This window comes from Pseudomonas sp. COW5 (genome assembly GCF_026240005.1).
In the GTDB taxonomy this organism is placed as follows: domain Bacteria; phylum Pseudomonadota; class Gammaproteobacteria; order Pseudomonadales; family Pseudomonadaceae; genus Aquipseudomonas; species Aquipseudomonas kribbensis.
The window spans coordinates 3,425,148-3,445,698 of sequence record NZ_JAPHVP010000001.1 but is presented as its reverse complement, the minus strand read 5'-3'; the positions used below and the strand labels follow the sequence as shown (position 1 = coordinate 3,445,698).

Genomic DNA, 20,551 nt, shown 5'->3' with positions numbered 1-20,551 from the left:
TGGTGCAGAATCGCCTTTTTTTGTAGCGGTCGCATTCAGGAAGGACCGCAGCCCATCCAGGAAATCCACATGCCTCGTCCTACTGGTTACACCGATACTTGGTCCGCGTCCCTGACTGGCTCTGCCCCCGTCAACAGCCTCATTGGCGGTACAAAATGGGAGAGCGTCAAGTGGAGCGATCCCACCGCCGTCACTTCGCTGACCTACAGTTTCATGACGCCGGGTGTTTCGTATTTCGCGATCAACTACAGCTCGAAAAACGAGTATCTGGATTCGTACTCGCTGACAGCCGCTCAGCAGACCGCCGTTTCCAATGCACTCGATTCCTGGAGTTCCGTCGCCAACATCCTGTTCAGCAAGACCAGTGACAACATCGTCAACGTCGGTGACCTGCGTTTCGGCGGTTACGCGTCCATGGACGAAAAAACGGCCGCGTGGGCTTACCTGCCTGACGAGACCCCAAAGGGCGGGGACGTGTGGATTGGCCCGGAGACCAACAGCCTGTCGCCGGTCAAGGGGTCGTACGATTACCTAACGTTCATGCACGAGATCGGCCATGCGATCGGCCTCAAACACCCCTTCTCGGCGAGCGCCTTGAACCCGACGGTCATCGACCCGTCCGTGGACGATGTCCGTTACACCATCATGAGCTACAACGACTCCTATTCGTACCAGCCGACCACTCCGATGCTTCTGGACATCCTCGCGATCCAGAACCTTTATGGCGCCAATACTCACTGGCAGGCCGGCAACACAACTTACAGCTGGGCGCCTACCCAGTCGGTGTTCGAGACAATCTGGGATTCGGGCGGTATCGATACCATCGACGGCAGCAACCAATTGGCCGGGGTGAAAATCAACCTGAATGAAGGCCAGTTCAGCAACATCGGCAAGAGCTTCCTCGACCTCAACACGCTGACGGCCATCAACAATGGTCTGACCATCGCCTGGGGTACCAAGATTGAAAACGCCGTCGGTTCTGCGTTTGACGACGTGCTGACCGGTAACGCGCTGGATAACCTGCTGGTTGGCAACGAGGGCGCCGATACCATGATCGGCGGTGCCGGCAACGACACTTACTATGTCGACAATGTCGGCGACGTAGTCGTCGAAACCAGTACCCTGGCCTCGGAAATCGACACGGTCAACTCCTCGATCGACTACACCCTGGGTGCCAACGTAGAAAACCTTAACCTGATCGGCGGCGCCAATCTCAATGCCACCGGCAACGAACTGGGCAACCGCATTACCGGCAACTCGGGCAACAACATCATCGACGGTGGCGCAGGTGCCGATTACATGGCGGGTGGCACCGGCAATGACACCTACATCGTTGATAACGTCGGCGATTACGTCGTTGAAACCAGCACCATTGCCAGCGAAATCGACACAGTCAGGTCTTCGGTTTCATTTACTTTGGGTGCCAACGTCGAAAACCTGACCCTGACCGGCACCGCCAACATCGACGGCATCGGCAACTCGCTGAACAACGTGCTGATCGGCAACGACGGCAACAACCAGCTCAACGGCGGCGCAGGTCTGGACACCATGATCGGCGGCAAGGGCGATGACGCCTACGGCATCGATCAGGCCGGCGAACTGGCCCTGGTTCAGGAAAACGCCAACGAAGGCAACGACACCCTGGCCATCGTTTACACTGCCACCGCGCAGAACAACGTGATCGATCTGAACCTGAGCAACCTGCAGAACGTCGAGAACGTCAGCCTGTATGCCGCCGGTGCCTTCACCGTATTGGGCAACGCGCTGGACAACGTGCTGATCGGCAACGCCGATGCCAACACCCTGCAAGGCGGCGCCGGCAACGACGTACTCAACGGCGGCGCAGGTGCTGACGCCCTGATCGGCGGCACCGGTGACGACACCTACATCGTCGATAACGTCGGCGACACCGTGGTGGAAAACCTCAACGAAGGCCACGACCTGGTCCAGGCCTCCGTCAGCTACACCCTGAGCGCCAACGTCGAAGACGGCGTGCTGACCGGTTCCGCTCACATCAACCTGACCGGTAACAACCTGGACAACGTACTGACCGGCAACAGCGGTTCCAACGTCCTCGACGGCGGTGCGGGTGCCGACATCATGAACGGCGGCGCCGGCAACGACAGCTACTACGTCGACAACATCGGCGACGTGGTCATTGAAACCGGCACCTCGGCCTCGGAAATCGACGCCGTCAACGCTTCGATCGACTACACCCTCGGTGCCAACGTCGAGTGGCTGAACCTGATCGGCAGTGCCAACCTCAACGGCACCGGCAACTCGCTGGACAACCGCATCACCGGCAACTCCGGCAACAACATCCTCGATGGCGGCCTGGGCGCCGACTACATGGCCGGCGGCACCGGCAACGACACCTACATCGTCGACAACGTCGGTGATGTCGTGGTCGAGACCAGCACCCTGGCCAGCGAGATCGATACCGTCAAAGCGTCGATCACCTACACCCTGGGCGCCAACGTCGAAAACCTGACCCTGACCGGCACCGCCAACATCGACGGCATCGGCAACTCGCTGAACAACGTGCTGATCGGCAACGACGGCAACAACCAGCTCAACGGCGGCGCAGGTCTGGACACCATGATCGGCGGCAAGGGCGATGACGCCTACGGCATCGATCAGGCCGGCGAACTGGCCCTGGTTCAGGAAAACGCCAACGAAGGCAACGACACCCTGGCCATCGTTTACACTGCCACCGCGCAGAACAACGTGATCGACCTGAATCTGAGCAACCTGCAGAACGTCGAGAACATCACTGTGTACAGCACTGGCGCATTCACCCTGCTGGGTAACGCGCAGAACAACGTCCTGATCGGCAACGCCTCCAACAACGTGCTGAACGGTGGTGCAGGCTCAGACACGCTGACGGGTGGTGGCGGTGCCGACACCTTCGTCTTCGGTGCTGTCAACGAGATGGGGTTGGGGAACAACCGTGACGTCATCACCGACTTCAACAGTTTGCAGGGCGATAAAATCGACCTGACTCACTTCGATGCCAACCTGTTGTCCGCCGGTTTCAACGGCTTCACCTTCATTGGTGCAAATGACTTCACGGGTGCAGGTCAACTGCGGTTCGTCGACCACGTGTTGTCGGGTAATGTCAGCGGCAACATCGGTGCTGACTTCGAAATCCAGCTGGTCGGTGTCAACAGCTTCAGCGCCAACGATCTGGTGGCCTGACATCTTCACCGAAATACCCGGCCTGTGTTTGCAGGCCGTTTCAACAGAAAACAAAACGCCCCGACTGGTTCGGGGCGTTTTGTTTTTCTTGTTCGACGATTGCCGCTGTCAACTCAGCATGCCCAGTTCCTTTGCCCGCGCCACAGCCTGAGTTCGTCGCTCCACTCCCAGCTTGCTGTTGATATGGCTGGCATGGGTTTTCACGGTATGCAGTGAAATGAACAACTGCTCGCTGATTTCCTGATTTGAACACCCTTGAGCGATAAGCCGCAGTACTGCCAGCTCTCGAGTGCTGAGTTGCTCTGTTGCCGAAACTTCGGTAACCGGACGAGTGGCCGACAGTGCAAAGCAGTCCAGCAAGTGTTGGCATACCGGATTCGCCGCGCCCGTCAATTGGCCGCGCAACCAGTCCGAATGCTCTCGCGCCAGAACATCAAATGGCTGCAACACCCCGCCTGCCGCGGCCTCCAGCGCCTGGGAAAAAGCCTTGCGGGCCTCGGGTTCGCGACCACCGGCCAACAGCAACGCCACCTTCTGAGTCAACGCCATCACGCTCAACAACTGACGCCCGGTCTGCTGACCGTTTTCCAGCAACACGTTCAGCCGCCCCTCGGCGAGCATGGGTTGCCCCTGAATGACGTCCAGCAGCGCCTGCTGTAACTCGACATGCAGCGGCAATTGCGGATGAAACTCCGGAGGTGCAGCGGCGCGCTCACCGGTATAGGTCTGGCCCAATCGCCCGAGCCAGGCTTGCGCCAGGTCAATGCGCCCCTGGGCCAGCCACAACTCACATTTGACCAAGGTAATCATCGCCAGGTAGTAGATCGGCGGAACGTCCCAGATGTGCATCAGGCGCTCGGCTTCAGACAGTTCGGCAAAGGCCCTGGCGTAATCGCCACTGCTGCCGTCAAGCCGGGCAATCACGCAGTGGCCGATCAACACACTGATATCACGACAGGCCCGCGCTTCAGTCAGGCCCGCCTGCAATCGCAAACGTGCCGCCTGCGGCAGCAAGCGCATGGCCAGCAAAAATCCCTCATAGAGCGTCAAACGTGCACGTACGGCGTACAGACGCTGTGCCGATAATCCGCGTAGACGCTCAAGGCCCTGGTGCACCTCTTCGAGCGAGCGCTGGATTTCCCCTCGCGCCTGCAGGACCCGGGCACGGTCATAATGAGCCAGAGCCTCGAACAACGGATTGCCGACCCGCTGAGCCAATTCCAGGGACTCGCGATTCAATCCGCGGGCGCGCCACAGATCACCATCGGCAATCGCCAGGTTGGACAAGGTCGACAGGCACATCAGGCGCTGGCCGTAGCGCTTGGCCGGCAGGCTCTCCAACGCTTCGCTGCAATACTCGATGGTCTGCTCGCGATGGCCCCGGCCTCGGGCGATGATGCCCTTGAGCGCCAGCCACTGGGCGAGCATGGATTTCTGTGCGGTGGCCGATGGTGCCGGCAGAAACCGGCTCAGGTGACTGGCAAGCTCTTCGGCCGCATCGAGCTGGCAGGCCAGCCCCAGCGCCCAGCTGTACAGCACGATCAGGCGCGGCGTGCTGATCAGCAAGCTATCGGGCAAGTCCATTTTCCAGCGCAACAACATGCCGACGTTCTGCTCGGCAAGCAGTTGTTCCTCGGACAGGTTCTGCACCAGGTTCGCCGCCACGTCCAGATGCCCAGCCCGCAACGCCTGCTCCACGGCCTCATCCAGCAGGCCCTGGGCATTGAACCAGCGACAGGCGCGCAGGTGCAGTGTTGCCGCGGGGACGATCGCCCGGGCGATCGGCCTGCTGCGCAACAGATCGGAAAACAGATGGTGATAGCGATACCAGTGCCCGTGTTCATCCAGCGGCACCAGAAACACCTGATGGGCCAGCAGGAAGCGCAGAATCTCGGCACTGTCGTGGGATTCGCGCACCGCGTCGCACAGCTCGCTGCAAAAGCGTTCCTGCGGTGCGGTGTCGTAGAGAAACGCTTGCACCTCGGCCGGCAGGCAGTCGATGACTTCTTCCAGCAGGTAATCACGGATCAGCCCTTCCCCGCTGTTCAAGGCCTGCGGCAATGCGGCATCGCTCCCGGCCTCGGCCACCGCCAGCAACCAGAAGCGCAGCCCCGCCACCCAGCCTTCACTGCGCTGGATCAGGTTCTCCAGGGCCTCGCCGCGTAGCGAGCTGCTGTGCCGATCGAGCAATGCCAGCGCTTCGTCGTGGGTCAGGCGCAGATCCTGTTCATGCAGCTCCAGCAACTGTCGCGAAAGGCGCAGACGGGCGAGATGCCAGTCGGGCCGCTGGCGGCTGGTGACCATGACCAACAGGCCATCGGGCAAATGATTGAGGAAAAATTGCAGGCAGCGGTCGAGCACCGGGCCCTGGGCGAGGTGGTAGTCGTCCAGTACCAATAACAGCGGCGAGGTCGGTTGCAGGTGCAGTGCCAGCTCATCGAGCAGGCCGTCGAGCCATTCTTCGAAGGCGAACGGCTGATGACGCTGGCGCATCTTCAACAGGCCGAGTGCACGGCTGCCCAGTTGCGGGAAATAGTCTTGCAGCCCTTCGAGCAGGCGCTCGAGAAACCGCCCCGGATCGTTGTCTCGCGGGCTCAGGCCCAGCCACAGGCTTTGCCAGTGCGCCGGCAGGCTCTGGCAGAACTCCACCGCCAGTGAACTCTTGCCAAACCCGGCTGGCGCGCAGACCAGCAACAGACGTCCACCGAGCCCGGCCTGCAGTCGCTCGCAAAGTCGTGGCCGCAATACGTATCCGTCAGGCAGCGGGGGACGAAAGAAACGTCCGTCCAGTGCCGCGACGGCAACGCTTGCAGGACCCGGAAGTGGGGACAGATCAGTCATGGCCGGCTCTTGTTCGAATGGCTGTTGGCGGCGTAGCAGATGTCCGCAGACTAGCCTTAAACGGCGTACATATGAAGTTGTTGCTACAAATGGCTACAAAATCACCACGCAAAAAAAACGCCCCGAACCAGTCGGGGCGTTTTTTCGAGGATGCGGCCTCGGGTTACAGCTTAGCGGATACCGTCCTGGCCCAGATTGCCCGGCTGGAATTCGCTCTTGGTGGCAGAGAAGCCGAAGTCATAAGCCTGTTTCTCTTCGTTCTTCATGCCCAGTGCCAGGTAACGACCCGATTGCAGGTCATACAGGGTTTCCAGCGCGTACCACGGCACTTGCTTGTCGTAGTAGTCCTCGGCATGGGCCTCGGCGACGCGCCACAGCTGACCGCGACCGTCGTAGTGGTCGATGACCGCTGCCTGCCAGGTATCTTCATCGATGAAGAAGTCACGTTTGGCGTAGATGTGACGCTGGCCCGGTTTCAGGGTAGCTACCACATGCCAGACGCGACGCAGCTCGTAACGGGTCAGGTCCTGATTGATGTGGCCGGCCTTGATGATGTCGGCGTACTTCAGCGTCGGCGAGTCGATCTTGTAGCTGTTGTTGGCAATGTACATCTCTTTCTTGCCTTCGAGCTTCCAGTCATAACGATCCGGGGCGCCGTTGTACATGTCGAGGTTGTCGGAGGTACGCAGACCGTCCGCCGCAGTACCCGGACCGTCATAGGACACTTGTGGTGCCTGGCGCACACGGCGCTGACCGGTCGCATAGACCCAGGCCTTGCGCGGTTCCTTCACCTGGTCGAGGGTCTCGTGCACCAGCAGCACGGTACCTGCCAGACGAGCCGGCGCGGTCACTTTCTGCTTGAAGTAGAACAGCACGTTGCCCGGGTTGGCCGGATCGTAATCCTTCATCTTGTCGCGGAACACGAACTGGTCCTGGAAATACACCAGGCTGAACGAGCCGTTGGTCTGCGGCGTCGCCTGGGTCACCAGACGGGTCACGCTGCCACCGCGATAGCGGGTGATGTGGTTCCAGATGACTTCCAGACCGTCCTTCGGGATCGGGAACGGGATGGCGGTCTGGAAGTTTTCCAGACCGTTGCCACCGGCCACCAGTGTGGTGGTCGTGGCGTTTTTCTTGATGGCGGCAAACACGTCATCCGGCACGGTGGCACCGCGATGGGACGGGTAGACCGGCATCTTGAAGGTGTCCGGGTAACGCTTGAACATCGCGTACTGGCCCGGCGCAAGCTTGTCCTTGTACTGGTCGACGTTCTGCGCGGTGATGGTGAACAGCGGTTTCTCACTGCCGTACGGATCGGAGAGGAAACCTTTGCTGTCGACGGTGCCGGCGTTCTTCGCCAGCGGCTTCCAGGCCGGGATCGAACCGTCGGCATTGCCCGCCATCTCGGCGCCCATCGGGGTCAGGCTCTTGCCCAGTTTGTCGGCTTCGGCGGCAGGGACCGCCGCCATCACGCTGGTCGCCAGCAGCGAAAGCCCCAGAACACCGGCGTGGAACAGATTCTTTGTTATTTTCATAGGTTTGTTCGTCCTGAAAAAACTGCGCTTAGAAGTTCACGCCAACACTGAGGGCAACGAAGTCGCGATCATCCACCGTGCTGTATTCGCCACCAAAGAAGTTGGTGTAGGCCAGGCTTGCGGTGTAGGTGTTCTGGTATTCGGCATCCAGCCCGAGGCTGATGGCCTTGCGACCTTCCTCGAAGTTGCCGCCAGGGCCAGGGGAGTAACCCTTGACGTCGTGGGACCAGGCCACGTTCGGCTTCAGGTTCACGCCGGCGAACACGTCGCTGTAATCCCAGATGGCACGAGCGCGATAGCCCCAGGAAGTAGCGGTGGTGAAGCCGTTGTTGTCGCAATTGCTGGAGCGGTTGCTGGTCGAAGCACCAGGGCCGGCACCGTTGATGGTCGAGGTGTTGAGGATCTGCGAGCAGGTGTTCAGGCCGCCAGTGGATGGCAGTTCACCCGGACCGAAGACCGGATCGCGGCCGTAACGGGCCTCGGACTTGCTTTCCAGCCCACCGACGTGGGTCACGCCGACTTCACCCACCAGGGTCAGACGGTTGGCGCCCATCACCTGATCGAAGAAGTGCGTCAGGGTGGTTTGCAGCTGGGTGATTTCTTTACGGTTGTAACCGTGCAGGTCCTGGCCAGGAACGCCATTGAGGATCGAGGCGTTGGTCAGAGCGCCACCCAATGGACGCACACCGGCGAACAGGATGTCGGTGGAGTTCAGTTGCACCGGCGCGTTCGGCCGGTAGCTGACCTCACCGCTCCACGCCGTGCCGGTAGGCAGGGTGGTGGAGAAGCTCAGACCGTAGAGGCGAATATCCTCTGGGTACTCGATGAAGTACTCGGAGTTACCCGCTACCACCAGCGGCCCCAGAGCCTGGAACGGACCTGGCAGTGCCTTGACGCCGTTATAGATCGACTGTGGCGCGCCGGTTGCGCTGAAGATCGGCGCACGGCTGTGGTAGTTCATGAAGTAGGCACCGAACTCGGTGGCCAGCGGATCGAACATGTACTTGGCGGACACGCCCCACTGCCCGCTGTCCCGCGCATTGCGGTTCGGCGAACGGCGTACCAGCACGCCTTCTTCGTTGACGTCGACACCGGCGGCAGCCAACGGGCCGAGGGCAACACCTGGAATGGTCGAGCGCTTGTTCAGCACGCGCAGGTTGTCGTCGCAACCGGTGGTGACGATGTCAGGCTGGGAGAAGAAGGTGCCGCAGTTGTCCGTCACGGTCTTCTGCCAGTCGATCTGGTAGAAACCTTCGGCCGACAGGTTTTCGGTGATGCTCTGGGACAGGTAGAACATGTTGACCGGGATCAGGCCTTCCTTGATCTCGGCGCCCGGACGGCGGAAGGCGGAAACGTCGATCGGGTTGATCGAGTTGATGCCGCCACCGATGAAGGTACTTTCACCCCAGTTCACCACCTGCTTGCCCAGACGCACCGAACCCGGCTCATCGGCAATGGCGTAGTTGTGGTAGATGAACGCATCGAGGATCTGGCCGCCCGAAGAGCGGGCTGCCACGTCGCGGTTGTGGTTGCTGACGTCCTTGTATTCCAGGTCCTGGTTCTGCAGCGCGAAGTCGTACCAGTACTTGCCCCGGACGAAGACACCGGTGTCGCCGTATTTCAGTTCGAGGTCATGGATGCCCTTGAAGATCTTCGAGAACGCTTGCCCGCTCTTGAAATTCAAGTGACCGTCGTCGGAGGTCTGGGACAGGCCCCGGCCGCCGTTGTTGACACCAATAAGATCCTTGTTCGGCTGCTGGGTCGACACGCTCATGCCCAGGGAGAGCGAGGAGTCGAACTGGCCTTCGATTTCACCGACGTTGAAGCTGACGCCGAATGCGGGCCCGGCGAGCGTGGAGGCAAGACTGACCGCCAGAGGCAGTTTCGCCCGGCGCCAGAACTGGTTTACTGAGGTCATCGACGCTACTCCATGTGCATTATTGTTATGGCAGTGAGTACTTTTAAAAACGCCTGAAGGACCGGGCGCCAGAGGCCTCCCGAAATCGCTTCAATGTTGCATTGCCCCGTTCTTAAAAATCCTTGAGCGGACTATAGCCAGCAGGTGGTACTGCTTGATCCCTCTAAAGTGTGATTTGCAGCTGCCGGCCACTCTGGAACAGTCCTTTCGCCAGTCCGACACATGTCGGCCCGGCAAGGATGGCTGATTTTTCCGATTTCACAAGCCAAGCGCTTGCTTGGTGGGGCTGGCGCGCCGTTTTCGGCGCGCCAGAGGACACTCAGAGCGTCGAGAGGAAGGTGCTGTTGTTGGCCTGCCATTCGGTGATGTCGAGGCGGATGCGCTTCTTGTCGAGCTTGCCGACACTGGTCTTGGGAATTTCAGTAACAAGCGCGATCTGGCTCGGAATCGCCCACTTGCTCAAGTGCCCCAGTTCCACGAACGGCTTGAGGTGTTCCTTGAGCTCGCGCGCCCCGATGGCGTGCCCTTCGCGGATCACCAGCAGGGCAAACGGGCGCTCGCCCCACTGCGGATCGGCGATCCCCACCACTGCTACTTCACGTACCGCGACGTGACGACTGATCAGGTCTTCGAGGTCCAGCGAGGAAATCCATTCGCCACCGGTCTTGATCACGTCCTTGATGCGGTCGCGGATGTCGATCACGCCCATGCTGTCCAGCGTGGCGACGTCCCCGGTGTGCAGCCAGCCACCGGCCCACAGCTCGGCGCCCTTCTGCGGTTCGTTGAAATAGCCCTCGGTCAGCCACGGTGCGCGCAGCACCAGCTCGCCCTGGGTTTCACCATCGGCGGGCAGGAAGTTGCCCTCGCCATCGACGATCGCTGCTTCGACCAGCGGCCCCGGCACGCCGGCCTTGATCCGGTAGGTGGTGCGTTCGTCTTCGGTGCCCGCCATCAGCTCGTCGTTCAGATGTGCGCAGGAAACCAACGGCCCGGTTTCCGACATGCCATAGGCCGCCGTCAACTGGATGCCCTTGCTCTTGGCCGTTTCATACAGCGTGCGGTTTAGCGCACTACCGCCGATGACGATTTTCCAGCCGCCGAAATCGGTGCCCTGCGCGCCCTTGGCGTTGAGCACCATTTGCAAAATGGTCGGCACGCAATGGGAGAACGTGACCTTCTCCTTGCGCCACAGCTCGACGAGGAACTCCGGGTCGTAACGTCCCGGATAAACCTGCTTGAGCCCGAGCATGGTCGCGACATACGGCAGACCCCACGCATGAACATGGAACATCGGGGTGATCGGCATGTACACGTCGTTGGTGCCCAGCAGCCGTACGCTGTCGATGGCGCCCATGATGGTCGACACGCCCATGGTGTGCAGCACCAGTTGCCGGTGGGTGAAATACACACCTTTCGGATTGCCGGTGGTGCCCGTGGTGTAGAAGGTGGTGGCGACCGAGTTTTCGTCGAAATCCTGGAAGTCGTATTGCGGACTCGCGGCCGCCAGCAATTGCTCGTACTCGCCCACCAGATTCGGCAGCTCCGCGGTTTTTTCCGGGAGATCGGTCAGCAGCAGGGTTTTCTCCACCGTGGTCAGGTGCGGCGCGATGGCCTGGTACAGCCCGACGAACTCGCTGTTGACCAGCACGAAGCGGTCCTCGGCGTGGTTCATGGTGTAGAGGATCTGTTCCGGCGACAGGCGCACGTTGATGGTGTGAATCACCGCGCCGATCATCGGAATGGCAAACATGCATTCGAGGTAGCGATGGCTGTCCCAGTCCATCACCGCCACGGTATCGCCGGCCTTTACGCCGGCTGCCGTCAGTACGTTGGCCAGTCGCGCGACCCGCTCGATCAGCGTCGGATAGCTGTAGCGCAACTGGTCACGGTAGATGATCTCGCGGGTTTTCTCGTAACGGGCGCCCGACATCAGCAGCCGTTTAATCAGCAATGGATACTGGTAGGCCCCTTCGGCGGGCGGAATAACGCGAGTCTGCAACATAAGAATCCCTTTTCTGACTGCACGGTGTTGGCGTTGGAGTTTTGTACTCTAGAACCCTTATACGCCAGCCAAATCAGCCAAAGGAATGATTTGCAGAGCCGTACAAATGCTAGCTTTGCGCCAGCATTTGTCGGATTTCGTCACCGGTCAGGCCGTTTGCCCTACAGCCGCTTCGGAAGGCGTGCGTGGGAAAACCACCGCCGCCAGGAACGTCAAAGCGCCAAATCCGGCCAGAATCAGGTAAAGGCCCACAAAACCATGGCGCGGTTCGACATAGGAAATCAGCGGAATCGCCGTCGCGCTGGCACCGAACGATAAACAGTAACGCAAGGCAAACACCCGGGACTGCCATTGCGGCGCAACGAAGTTGGCGACCATCGAATCGTTCACCGTCACCTGGCCGAACACCACGAACATGAACGCCGCACCGAGCGCGATCACCGCCCAGCCATCGACGTAAGCCATGGCATAAAGCAGCGGTGCCTGAAACAGCGTCAGCACCACAAATGGCCATTTCAGACTGACCCGGTGCAGCAATTGCCCGATGCTCAACTGCGCCACCGCACCGAACGCGTATGCCAGGCTCACCACCACGCCGAGGGTCTGCGGCGAGGCGAACAGGTCATGCAGGCGCTCCTGGAACAGCTTTGGATAAGTCATGGTGGTGGCGTTGAACACCACGCCGCCGGTGGCCGTGGCCAGTGCCAGCACGCCGAACACCATGACCATCGAAATACGCTGGCCGCCGGTGCCCTTGAGCACGTTGTGCGGGCGTTTGGGGATCGGCTCCTCACGCACCTGCAAGGCAAAACCGATCCCCAGCACGATGGCCACGGCCCCCGGAATCAGGAATGCCGAACGCCAGCCGAACTGCGCCACCAGCAACCCCGTAATCAGCGCCGAGAACGCCACGCCGAGATTGCCCCACATGCCGTTGATGCCGATTTCGCGGCCACGATTTTGCGCATAGGCCACCAGCATCGCCGTGCCGACCGGGTGATAGATCGCGGCAAAAATGCCGATCAGGGTCAGGCCGATGACCAGCATCGTCGGGCTGTTACTGAGGCCAGTGAAAATCGCCGAGGCACCGATACCGAAGAAAAACACCAGCATCATCTGCCGCCGGCTCCAGTGATCGCCCAACCAACCGGCCGGTAGCGAACACGCGCCGAACGCGATGAAGCCACCCAGCGACAGGCCGATCAGCGCGGCGTAGTCGAGGGCGAAGGCCTGGGTCATGCCGAGCACGGCGGCGGGAAAAATCAGCATGAACATGTGATCGATCACATGGGCTGCGTTGATGTAGCGGATGACATTTCTGGATTGATTCATCGCGGCACGCTTTCTTGTGGTGAACAGATGAGGGTGAGCGCTTATGCTAAGTTGGCAAAAAAGCGCATTCCTGCCATACAAGTCAGTGAACCGGACATGTTGATCAGTCATTTCGAACACGGCCCGGTGAGTGCCTATCCCCGGGATTATCTGGACGGCGCACACCAGCCATTGCACCTGCATCGCGAGGCGCAGTTGCTGTATGCGGTGAGCGGGGTGATGCGAGTAGTCACGGCGCAAGGTGCGTGGGTGATTCCCCCGACCCGCGCGGTGTGGATTCCGCCGGAGATCGGTCATGAAATCTTCATGTCCGGCGATGTGCAGATGCGTTCATTGTTCATCGCGCCCGAACTGTCGCCGGCCAGCCTGCAACACTGTTGCGTGCTGGCGGTGACGCCATTGCTGCGCGAACTGATCCTGCGTGCGGTGCAGGGCCCGCCCCACGCCGACAATCCACTGATCCAGCAGTTGATGCTGGAGGAACTGGCCGGCCTCGAAAACCTGCCGCTGCACATCCCGATGCCGAGCGACCGACGCCTGCAGAACATTTGCCTGGCGCTGCTGCGCGAACCCGATCACCCCAACACCCTGGAAGACTGGGCGCAGCAGGTCGGTGCCAGCTCACGCACGTTGGCGCGGCAGTTCCAGCAACAATTGCAGATGAACTTCAATGCCTGGCGCCAGCAACTGCGCCTGATGGAAGCCCTGCCCCGCCTGCTCGCCGGGGACAGCGTGCAGAGCGTGGCGCGGGATCTGGGTTACGGCAGCGCGCGGGCGTTCAGCGCGATGTTTCGCCGTTTGCTCGGGGACAATCCCCGGGAGTACCTCAACGCCCTGAATCAGCTCAGTTCGATCAATGCATCTCGGTGAACGCGAGCTTCACGCCGATGGCGATCAGTACAGCGCCCATGGTGCGGTCGAACCAGTGGCCCATGCGGGCGAAACCGGCGCGCACGCGCTGTTGGCTGAACAACATCGCCACCAGACAGAACCAGGTTGCAGTCGCGGCGGCAAGGTAAATCCCGTAACCGGCCTGCACTGCCAGTGGCGTGTGCGGGTTGATCACCACGGTGAACAGCGACAGGAAGAACAGCGTGGCCTTCGGGTTCAAACCATTGGTCACAAAGCCTGAAGTGAACGCGCCACGGGCAGTGCGCTCGCCGGCCTCTTTGTGCAGATCGTCGGTCACAGTCTTGGCCGGTTGCGCGCGCAGGGCCTTGTAGCCGATGTACAGCAGGTAAGCGGCGGCGGCCCATTTCAAAGCGTTGAACAACACGATCGATTGGGAAACGATCAGGCCGATGCCCAGCAGCGAATAACCAACGTGCAGGAAAATCGCCGTGCCCACGCCCAGTGCCGTCCAGGTGCCGGCGCGGCGCCCGTGGGTCACGCTCTCGCGCACCACCACGGCAAAGTCCGGGCCGGGGCTGGCGACGGCCAGCAGGTGGATCAGTGCAACGGTCAAGAACTCGGTCCAGTACATGGGGGCTCCTTTCGGCCAGGCGTAACGTTTTGTTTCATCTGTTAGGCTCGGCAGATTACGCCTTCCCTTCAAAGCACAACAGGTACAGTTGATGACGAACGCCCACCGCGCCGTATTCCTCGATCACCCTTCCCTGGACCTCGGTGACCTTGACCTCGCGCCGTTGCGTGCGTGCTTCAGCGACCTGCAACTGTTCGCCCGGACACTGCCTGCGCAGGTTGCCGAACGTCTGCAAGGCGCGACCGTGGCCATCAGCAACAAGATCCTGATCGATGCCGCCGCCATGGCTGCCAATCCACAACTGAAGCTGATCCTGATCACCGCCACCGGCACCAACAACGTCGATCTGGCCGCCGCCCGCGCCCACGGCATCACCGTGTGCAACTGCCAGGGTTACGGCACGCCGTCGGTGGCGCAACACACGATCATGCTGCTGCTCAATCTCGCGACGCGTCTGACCGATTATCAAAAAGCCGTCGGCGAAGGCCGCTGGCAGCAGGCGAAACAGTTCTGCCTGCTGGATTACCCGATTGTCGAACTGGAAGGCAAAACCCTTGGGCTGCTCGGGCATGGTGAACTCGGCAGCGCGGTTGCTCGCCTGGCGGAAGCCTTTGGCATGCGCGTATTACTGGGGCAGATTCCGGGGCGTCCGGCCCGTCCGGACCGCTTGCCATTGGAGGAACTGCTGCCGCAGATCGACGCCCTCACCCTGCACTGCCCGCTCAACGAACACACCCGCCACTTCATCGGTGCCCGCGAGCTGGCGTCGATGAAACCGGGGGCTTTCGTGGTCAACACCGCCCGTGGCGGGCTGATCGACGAAGAGGCCCTGGCCGATGCCTTGCGCAACGGTCATCTGGGTGGCGCGGCGACCGATGTGTTGAGCGTCGAACCGCCAACCCAGGGCAATCCGCTGCTGGCCGCCGACATCCCGCGCCTGATCGTCACCCCGCACAACGCCTGGGGCAGTCGTGAAGCGCGGCAGCGAATCGTCGGCCAACTGGTGGAAAACACCCAGGCGTTCTACAGCGGTAAGGCGCTGCGGGTCGTCAGTTGATAAACTGCGGCACTTTTTTTCACAGGAGCAGTTATGGATCCGCGCAGTGAAGTACTGCTTCGTCAGGTCGAGTTATTCCAGGGTTCGCTGTTGCTGGCCGGTCTGCCCGCCGACGACTTGCTCGGGCGCCTGCCCAACGCCTTCGGCTGGTGCTGGCATGCCGGCGATCAGGCGGCGCTCGATGCACGCTTCGAAGGCCGCAGCCATTTCGGCGTGAATGTGCCGGAGCGCGAGTTCGACAGCGCCGTGGTGTTCCTGCCCAAGTCCAAGGATCTGACCGACTACATCCTCAATGCCGTGGCCTCGCGTCTGGCCGGGCGCGAAGTGTTTCTGGTCGGGGAAAAGCGCAGCGGCATTGAGGGTGCATCCAAGCAGCTCAACCCGTTTGGCAAGCCGCGCAAGCTCGACAGCGCGCGTCACTGCCAACTGTGGCAAGTGACTGTGGCCAACGCACCTGAAGCCAAATCCCTGGAAAGCCTGGCGCAGACTTACGAACTGCCGCTGGCCGAAGGCCCGCTGAAAGTCATCAGCCTGCCGGGCGTGTTCAGCCATGGCCGACTGGATCGCGGCAGTGCCCTGTTGCTGGAGCATCTGGACAAACTGCCGAGCGGTCACCTGCTGGACTTCGGTTGCGGTGCCGGGGTGCTTGGCGCGGCGGTCAAACGTCGTTACCCGCACAATCAGGTCACTTTGCTGGACGTCGACGCATTCGCTGCCGCCAGCAGTCGCCTGACTTTGGCGGCCAACGGTCTGGAAGCCGAAGTGTTGACCGGTGACGGCATCGACGCTGCACCGATGGGCCTGAACGCAATTCTGAGCAATCCGCCGTTCCATGTCGGCGTTCACACCGATTATTTCGCCACCGAGAATTTGCTGCGAAAAGCTGCCAAACATCTGAAAAACGGCGGCGAACTTCGCTTGGTGGCGAACAGCTTCCTGAAGTACCAGCCGTTGATTGAAGAGCATCTTGGCGTGTGTGCGATCAAGGCCGAAGGCAACGGTTTCCGGATTTACCGGGCCAAGCGCGGCTGAAAATTAGCACTTGCCGAATGGATTGCGCCTAGGCAGAATCCGCTCCGTCCTAGGGGAGTAGTCTCCCACGAGCGCCATGCTCGTCCGGCATACGTCAACATACTTGATCCTCAGATCATGGCGTATGCGACCCAAGCGTCCGCAGCAGACGGATCGCAGGGTTTGACAAGACCTATGACACGCACACCTTACCCGGGGCGGGAAGGCTGTACGTGTCATAGCCGTGTCGACCCGCCCCTTAGGAAATCCTGATGCTGGACTCGTTACTCGTTCCCACCGCAATCGTTGCCTTGGCCGAAATCGGCGACAAGACGCAACTGCTCGCGCTGATTCTCGCCGCTCGCTTTCGCAAACCCTGGCCGATCATTGCCGGTATCGTCGCGGCGACCCTGGCCAACCACGCGGCAGCCGGTGCGGTAGGCGCCTGGTTCGGCAGTTTCTTCTCCGATGCTGTCCTGCACTGGATTCTCGCCGCGAGCTTCACCGCCACCGCCCTGTGGACGCTGGTGCCGGACAAGATGGATGACGATGAAGCCAGCACCGCCCGCAAGTTCGGGCCATTCCTGACCACCCTGATCGCGTTCTTCCTCGCGGAAATCGGCGACAAGACCCAGATCGCCACCGTGATGCTGGCGGCTCAATACCCGGAACTGTGGCTGGTGATCATCGGTACCACGGCGGGCATGCTGATTGCCAACGTGCCGGTGGTTCTGGCGGGTAATTTTGCGGCGGAGAAACTGCCGCTGACCCTGATCCGTCGCCTCGCGGCTTCGGCATTCATGATTCTGGCAATCGTCGCGGTGTACAAGGCGATGCAGAGCAGCGGCTGGGTCTGATCCGGCAGACCGCTCCCACGCTCGGTGCGGGAGCGGTCATTGCTTCAGGACTTGGGCGCTTTTTCGTACAGCGGCATGACCTTCGGAATTGCCGCCTGCAACGAGGCGATCCGGCTGGACGACGCCGGGTGAGTGCTCATGAACTCTGGCGGCGCGCCTTCGGACGCCTTGCTCATCTTGTTCCACAGGGTGATCGCGGCGTTCGGGTTGTAACCGGCGCGAGCCGCCAGCTCCAGGCCGATCAGGTCGGCTTCGTTCTCGTTGGCGCGGCTGTTGGGCAGCGTCATGCCGTAGTTGGCCACGGTATCGGCCAGCGCCAGGCTGTCCTGACCCAGGCCGAGCAACGCGCCGGCGCCCTGCTTGGCCATCTCGATGCCATAGGCCTTGGACATCGCTTCACGACCGTGCTCGCGCAGGGCGTGGGCGATTTCATGGCCCATGACCGCGGCGATTTCATCGTCGGTCAGTTTCAGGCTGTCGATCAGCCCGGTGTAGAAAATGATCTTGCCGCCAGGACCGCAGTTGGCGTTGAGCTCGTCACTCTTGATCAGGTTCACTTCCCACTGCCATTGCGCGGCATCCGGACGGAAGTTCGGCGCCTGGGCGATCAAGCGGTTGGCAATCGCCTGAACCCGTTTGGCTTCGTTGCTGGTCTTGTCCAGCACACCTTTGCTGGAGGCCTCGCCAACGGTCTTCTGATAGGACTGGGCATACATCTGGTCGACCTCTTGCGAGGACAGCATGCTGAACATGTACTGCTTGCGTTCCACGCCCACGGCACCGCCGCTGGTGGTGTTGACCGACTGACAACCGGACAGCAACAGCGCTGCGCTCAGTGCACTTACAACCAATGTCTTGTTCATTCAAAAGCTCCCTGAAAACATGCCGCGTATCCTAGGCGGGTAATTGTATCGACGCCAGATACAACGGACGTGTTGCACCCACTTTCAGAAGGCGCCCGCCGGCCCTGTAGGAAAAAATTCACATCCGCCGACAAGCCCTGCGCATCTGCGTCGCGCACTGCTCCATTTGCGACATCCGCCTTCAATTGCGCGCACTTCGCCTCATGGCGCAATAGTGGCTGCCGATACAGCAGCGCAGACGTCCTCTTGCGTGCGGAGCTTCCATGAAATTCAAGTCGATCCAGTTTTCCGTGGCCGCCCTGGCCGGCGCCATCGTTCTCAGCGTGGTGGCTGCGCTGGTGCTGTATGCGCTGTTCTCCGGCGCCCGCACCCAAGAGATGGTTCAACAGCGGACCCAGGAGCAGTTCGAGCAAGTCATCGAACAGCGCCTGACCTCGCTGGCGCAGACCCAGGTCAGCCAGATCCAGCGCGAGCTCGAAGCGCCGCTGCTGATTGCCGGCGGACTGGTACGGGTCAACGCCCTGCTCGGCACCCCGGGCGCCGATGGCCAGCCGCGACTGACCGTCAGCCGCGAGCAACTGATCAGCCTGATCAAGGAAAACGTCGAGAAGAACCCGAAGATTCTCGGCACCTACATCGGCTGGGAAAAGAACGCACTGGACCACAATGACGCGGCCTACGTCGGCACCAGCGTGGTCGGCATCGACGCCGCCAACGGGCGCTTCCTGCCGTGGTGGTTCCGCAACGACGACGGCACTCTGGGCCTGGACAAACTGGTGGACGTCGACGATCAGAAAGTCCTGTCCACCGGCGTGCGCGCCAGCGAGTACTACCTGTGCTCGAAGGAAACCAAAAAATCCTGCGTAATCGATCCGGCGCCCTACAAGGTCGGCGACAAGATCGTCATGCTCGCCTCCTTCATTGAACCGATCATGCTCAACGGCGCCTTCCAGGGCATCGTCGGCGCCGACCTGTCGGTGAACTTCATCCAGGAAATGCTTCTGGGCGCGAACCAGAAACTGTACGGCGGTGCCGGGCAAATGGCCCTGATCGGCGGCAACGGCCGGATCGTTGCCTACACCAAGGACCCGAGCAAATTCGGCGAGAAAGTCAGCGACATCCTCGACGCCCAGCAGATTGCCAACATGGCCAATCTCAAGCGCGGCGAAGTGACCTATACCGTCAACAAGGAGTCGGGCCGGATTGAGTTGTACCTGCCGTTCGGCATCGGCCAGACCGATGCGCGCTGGACTCTGATGCTGCAACTGCCACTGAATGCGGTGATGGCCGATCTGCAAAAGCTGCAAGGCGACCTCGACGCCCAGCGCAAATCCGACACTTTCGGCATGGCCATGGTCGGCCTGCTCATTGCCGGCCTCGGCCTGCTGGTGATCTGGCTGGTGGGCCACGGCATCGCCCGACCGCTGAAGCAAATGGTGACCATGCTCGATGACATCGCCCAGGGCGAAGGCGACCTGACTCGTCGCTTGAGCAGTGACCGCAAAGACGAACTCGGTTCAATCGCCAAAGGCTTCAATACCTTCCTCGCCAAGCTGCAGGCGATGATCACGCAGGTGGTGTCGTCGGTGCAGAGTGTCAGCGATTCCTCGGAGCACACGGCAGACATCGCGATCCGTACCAATATCGGCATACAGAAGCAGATGGCCGAGATCGATCAGGTCGCCACCGCGGTGCAGGAAATGACCGCCACTGCCCAGGACGTGGCGCGCAACGCGACTCAGGCCGCGCAAGCCGCCAGCCATGCCGATCAGGCTGCCAGCCAGGGCATGCAGATCGTGCGCGACACGTCGAATTCGATCGGCGTGCTGGCCGTGGAAATCGGCAAAGCGGTGGACGTGGTCCAGACGCTGGCCAAGGACAGCGAAAACATCACCGCCATCCTGATTGCCATTCGCGGGATCGCCGAACAGACCAACCTGCTGGCCCTCAACGCCGCCATCGAAGCGGCCCGTGCCGGCGAGCAGGGTCGCGGGTTTGCCGTGGTGGCCGACGAGGTGCGCAACCTGGCGCAGAAGACCCAGAAGGCCACCGAAGAAATCCAGAGCATGATCCAGCAACTGCAACAGGGCACCCGCGATGTGGTGCGGGTCATGGAAGACAGCCAGAACCGCACCGACGAAAGCGTGCAACACGCGGCCAAGGCGGCCGAAGCGTTGGAGACCATTACCCAGGCAGTGTCGGTGATCAACGACATGAACACCCAGATCGCCAGCGCCGCCGAGGAACAGAGCGCGGTGGCCGACGACATCAACCGCAACGTGATCAACATCGGTCAGGTGGCGAATGAAGTGGCGGGTGGTGCGGATGAGTCGAGTTCGGCGAGTGCAGACCTGACCAAACTGGCGGAGCAACAGCGGCGGTTGATCAATCAGTTCAAGGTCTGACGTCGAAGGCTAAAAGTCAAAAGCCCCCTCACCCTAACCCTCTCCCAAA

The 20,551-nt window shown here is 61.0% G+C and carries 13 protein-coding genes and 1 riboswitch; of the genes, 6 read left to right on the top strand and 7 right to left on the bottom strand.

The annotated features are described in order from the left end of the window. The first annotated feature begins 69 nt into the window (after positions 1-69). Positions 70-3,198, top strand: coding sequence for a M10 family metallopeptidase (locus OQ248_RS15765; protein WP_265813275.1), 3,129 nt, complete (start codon positions 70-72; stop codon positions 3,196-3,198). A 108-nt stretch (positions 3,199-3,306) separates the two neighbouring features. Here OQ248_RS15765 and OQ248_RS15760 read toward each other — a convergent pair whose 3' ends face one another. The 5 genes from OQ248_RS15760 to OQ248_RS15740 all read right to left on the bottom strand — a co-directional run bounded on the left by OQ248_RS15760 (position 3,307) and on the right by OQ248_RS15740 (position 12,826). Next, a complete protein-coding gene (locus tag OQ248_RS15760) occupies positions 3,307-6,039 on the bottom strand; it encodes a LuxR C-terminal-related transcriptional regulator (RefSeq protein WP_265813274.1) in 2,733 nt (910 codons plus the stop codon). A 170-nt stretch (positions 6,040-6,209) separates the two neighbouring features. Then, positions 6,210-7,574, bottom strand: a complete 1,365-nt coding sequence (locus OQ248_RS15755; RefSeq protein WP_085733654.1) for a DUF1329 domain-containing protein — start codon at positions 7,572-7,574, stop codon at positions 6,210-6,212. 28 nt (positions 7,575-7,602) lie between these two features. After that, positions 7,603-9,492 carry a DUF1302 domain-containing protein gene (locus OQ248_RS15750; RefSeq protein ID WP_119426442.1) on the bottom strand — a complete coding sequence of 630 codons (1,890 nt, stop codon included), beginning with the start codon at positions 9,490-9,492 and terminating at the stop codon, positions 7,603-7,605. A gap of 319 nt (positions 9,493-9,811) precedes the next feature. Continuing rightward, positions 9,812-11,494: a fatty acid--CoA ligase gene (locus OQ248_RS15745; protein ID WP_265813273.1), complete on the bottom strand. Its 1,683-nt coding sequence runs from the start codon at positions 11,492-11,494 to the stop codon at positions 9,812-9,814. A gap of 147 nt (positions 11,495-11,641) precedes the next feature. Beyond that, positions 11,642-12,826: an MFS transporter gene (locus OQ248_RS15740; RefSeq protein WP_265813272.1), complete on the bottom strand. Its 1,185-nt coding sequence runs from the start codon at positions 12,824-12,826 to the stop codon at positions 11,642-11,644. A 96-nt stretch (positions 12,827-12,922) separates the two neighbouring features. Here OQ248_RS15740 and OQ248_RS15735 point away from each other — a divergent pair, with 96 nt between their 5' ends. Next, entirely contained in the window at positions 12,923-13,696 is a 774-nt protein-coding gene (locus tag OQ248_RS15735) for a helix-turn-helix transcriptional regulator (protein ID WP_265813271.1), read from the top strand. On the opposite strand, the gene OQ248_RS15730 is transcribed toward OQ248_RS15735, so the two are convergent. Next, positions 13,680-14,309 carry a LysE family transporter gene (locus tag OQ248_RS15730; RefSeq protein WP_114885453.1) on the bottom strand — a complete coding sequence of 210 codons (630 nt, stop codon included), beginning with the start codon at positions 14,307-14,309 and terminating at the stop codon, positions 13,680-13,682. The genes OQ248_RS15735 and OQ248_RS15730 overlap by 17 nt on opposite strands. A gap of 91 nt (positions 14,310-14,400) precedes the next feature. Between OQ248_RS15730 and OQ248_RS15725 the strand changes: the two genes are divergently transcribed. From OQ248_RS15725 to OQ248_RS15715, 3 genes are all read left to right on the top strand, one after another. After that, a complete protein-coding gene (locus OQ248_RS15725; protein ID WP_265813270.1) occupies positions 14,401-15,366 on the top strand; it encodes a 2-hydroxyacid dehydrogenase in 966 nt (321 codons plus the stop codon). A 33-nt stretch (positions 15,367-15,399) separates the two neighbouring features. Further along, positions 15,400-16,398 carry a class I SAM-dependent methyltransferase gene (locus OQ248_RS15720; RefSeq protein ID WP_085709324.1) on the top strand — a complete coding sequence of 333 codons (999 nt, stop codon included), beginning with the start codon at positions 15,400-15,402 and terminating at the stop codon, positions 16,396-16,398. Between the two features lie 40 nt (positions 16,399-16,438). Then, a riboswitch (yybP-ykoY riboswitch) is annotated at positions 16,439-16,561 on the top strand. A gap of 88 nt (positions 16,562-16,649) precedes the next feature. Further along, the gene (locus OQ248_RS15715) at positions 16,650-17,234 is read left to right on the top strand and encodes a TMEM165/GDT1 family protein (RefSeq protein ID WP_085709323.1); all 585 of its coding nucleotides are present in this window, start codon (positions 16,650-16,652) and stop codon (positions 17,232-17,234) included. 44 nt (positions 17,235-17,278) lie between these two features. Here the strand turns inward: OQ248_RS15715 and OQ248_RS15710 are convergent, their stop codons facing one another. Then, positions 17,279-18,097, bottom strand: a complete 819-nt coding sequence (locus OQ248_RS15710) for a M48 family metallopeptidase (RefSeq protein ID WP_119426448.1) — start codon at positions 18,095-18,097, stop codon at positions 17,279-17,281. A gap of 263 nt (positions 18,098-18,360) precedes the next feature. On the opposite strand from OQ248_RS15710, the gene OQ248_RS15705 reads away from it, so the two are divergent. Then, on the top strand, positions 18,361-20,502 hold the full coding sequence (locus tag OQ248_RS15705) for a methyl-accepting chemotaxis protein (RefSeq protein ID WP_265813269.1): 2,142 nt from the start codon (positions 18,361-18,363) through the stop codon (positions 20,500-20,502). The last annotated feature ends 49 nt before the right edge of the window (positions 20,503-20,551 follow it).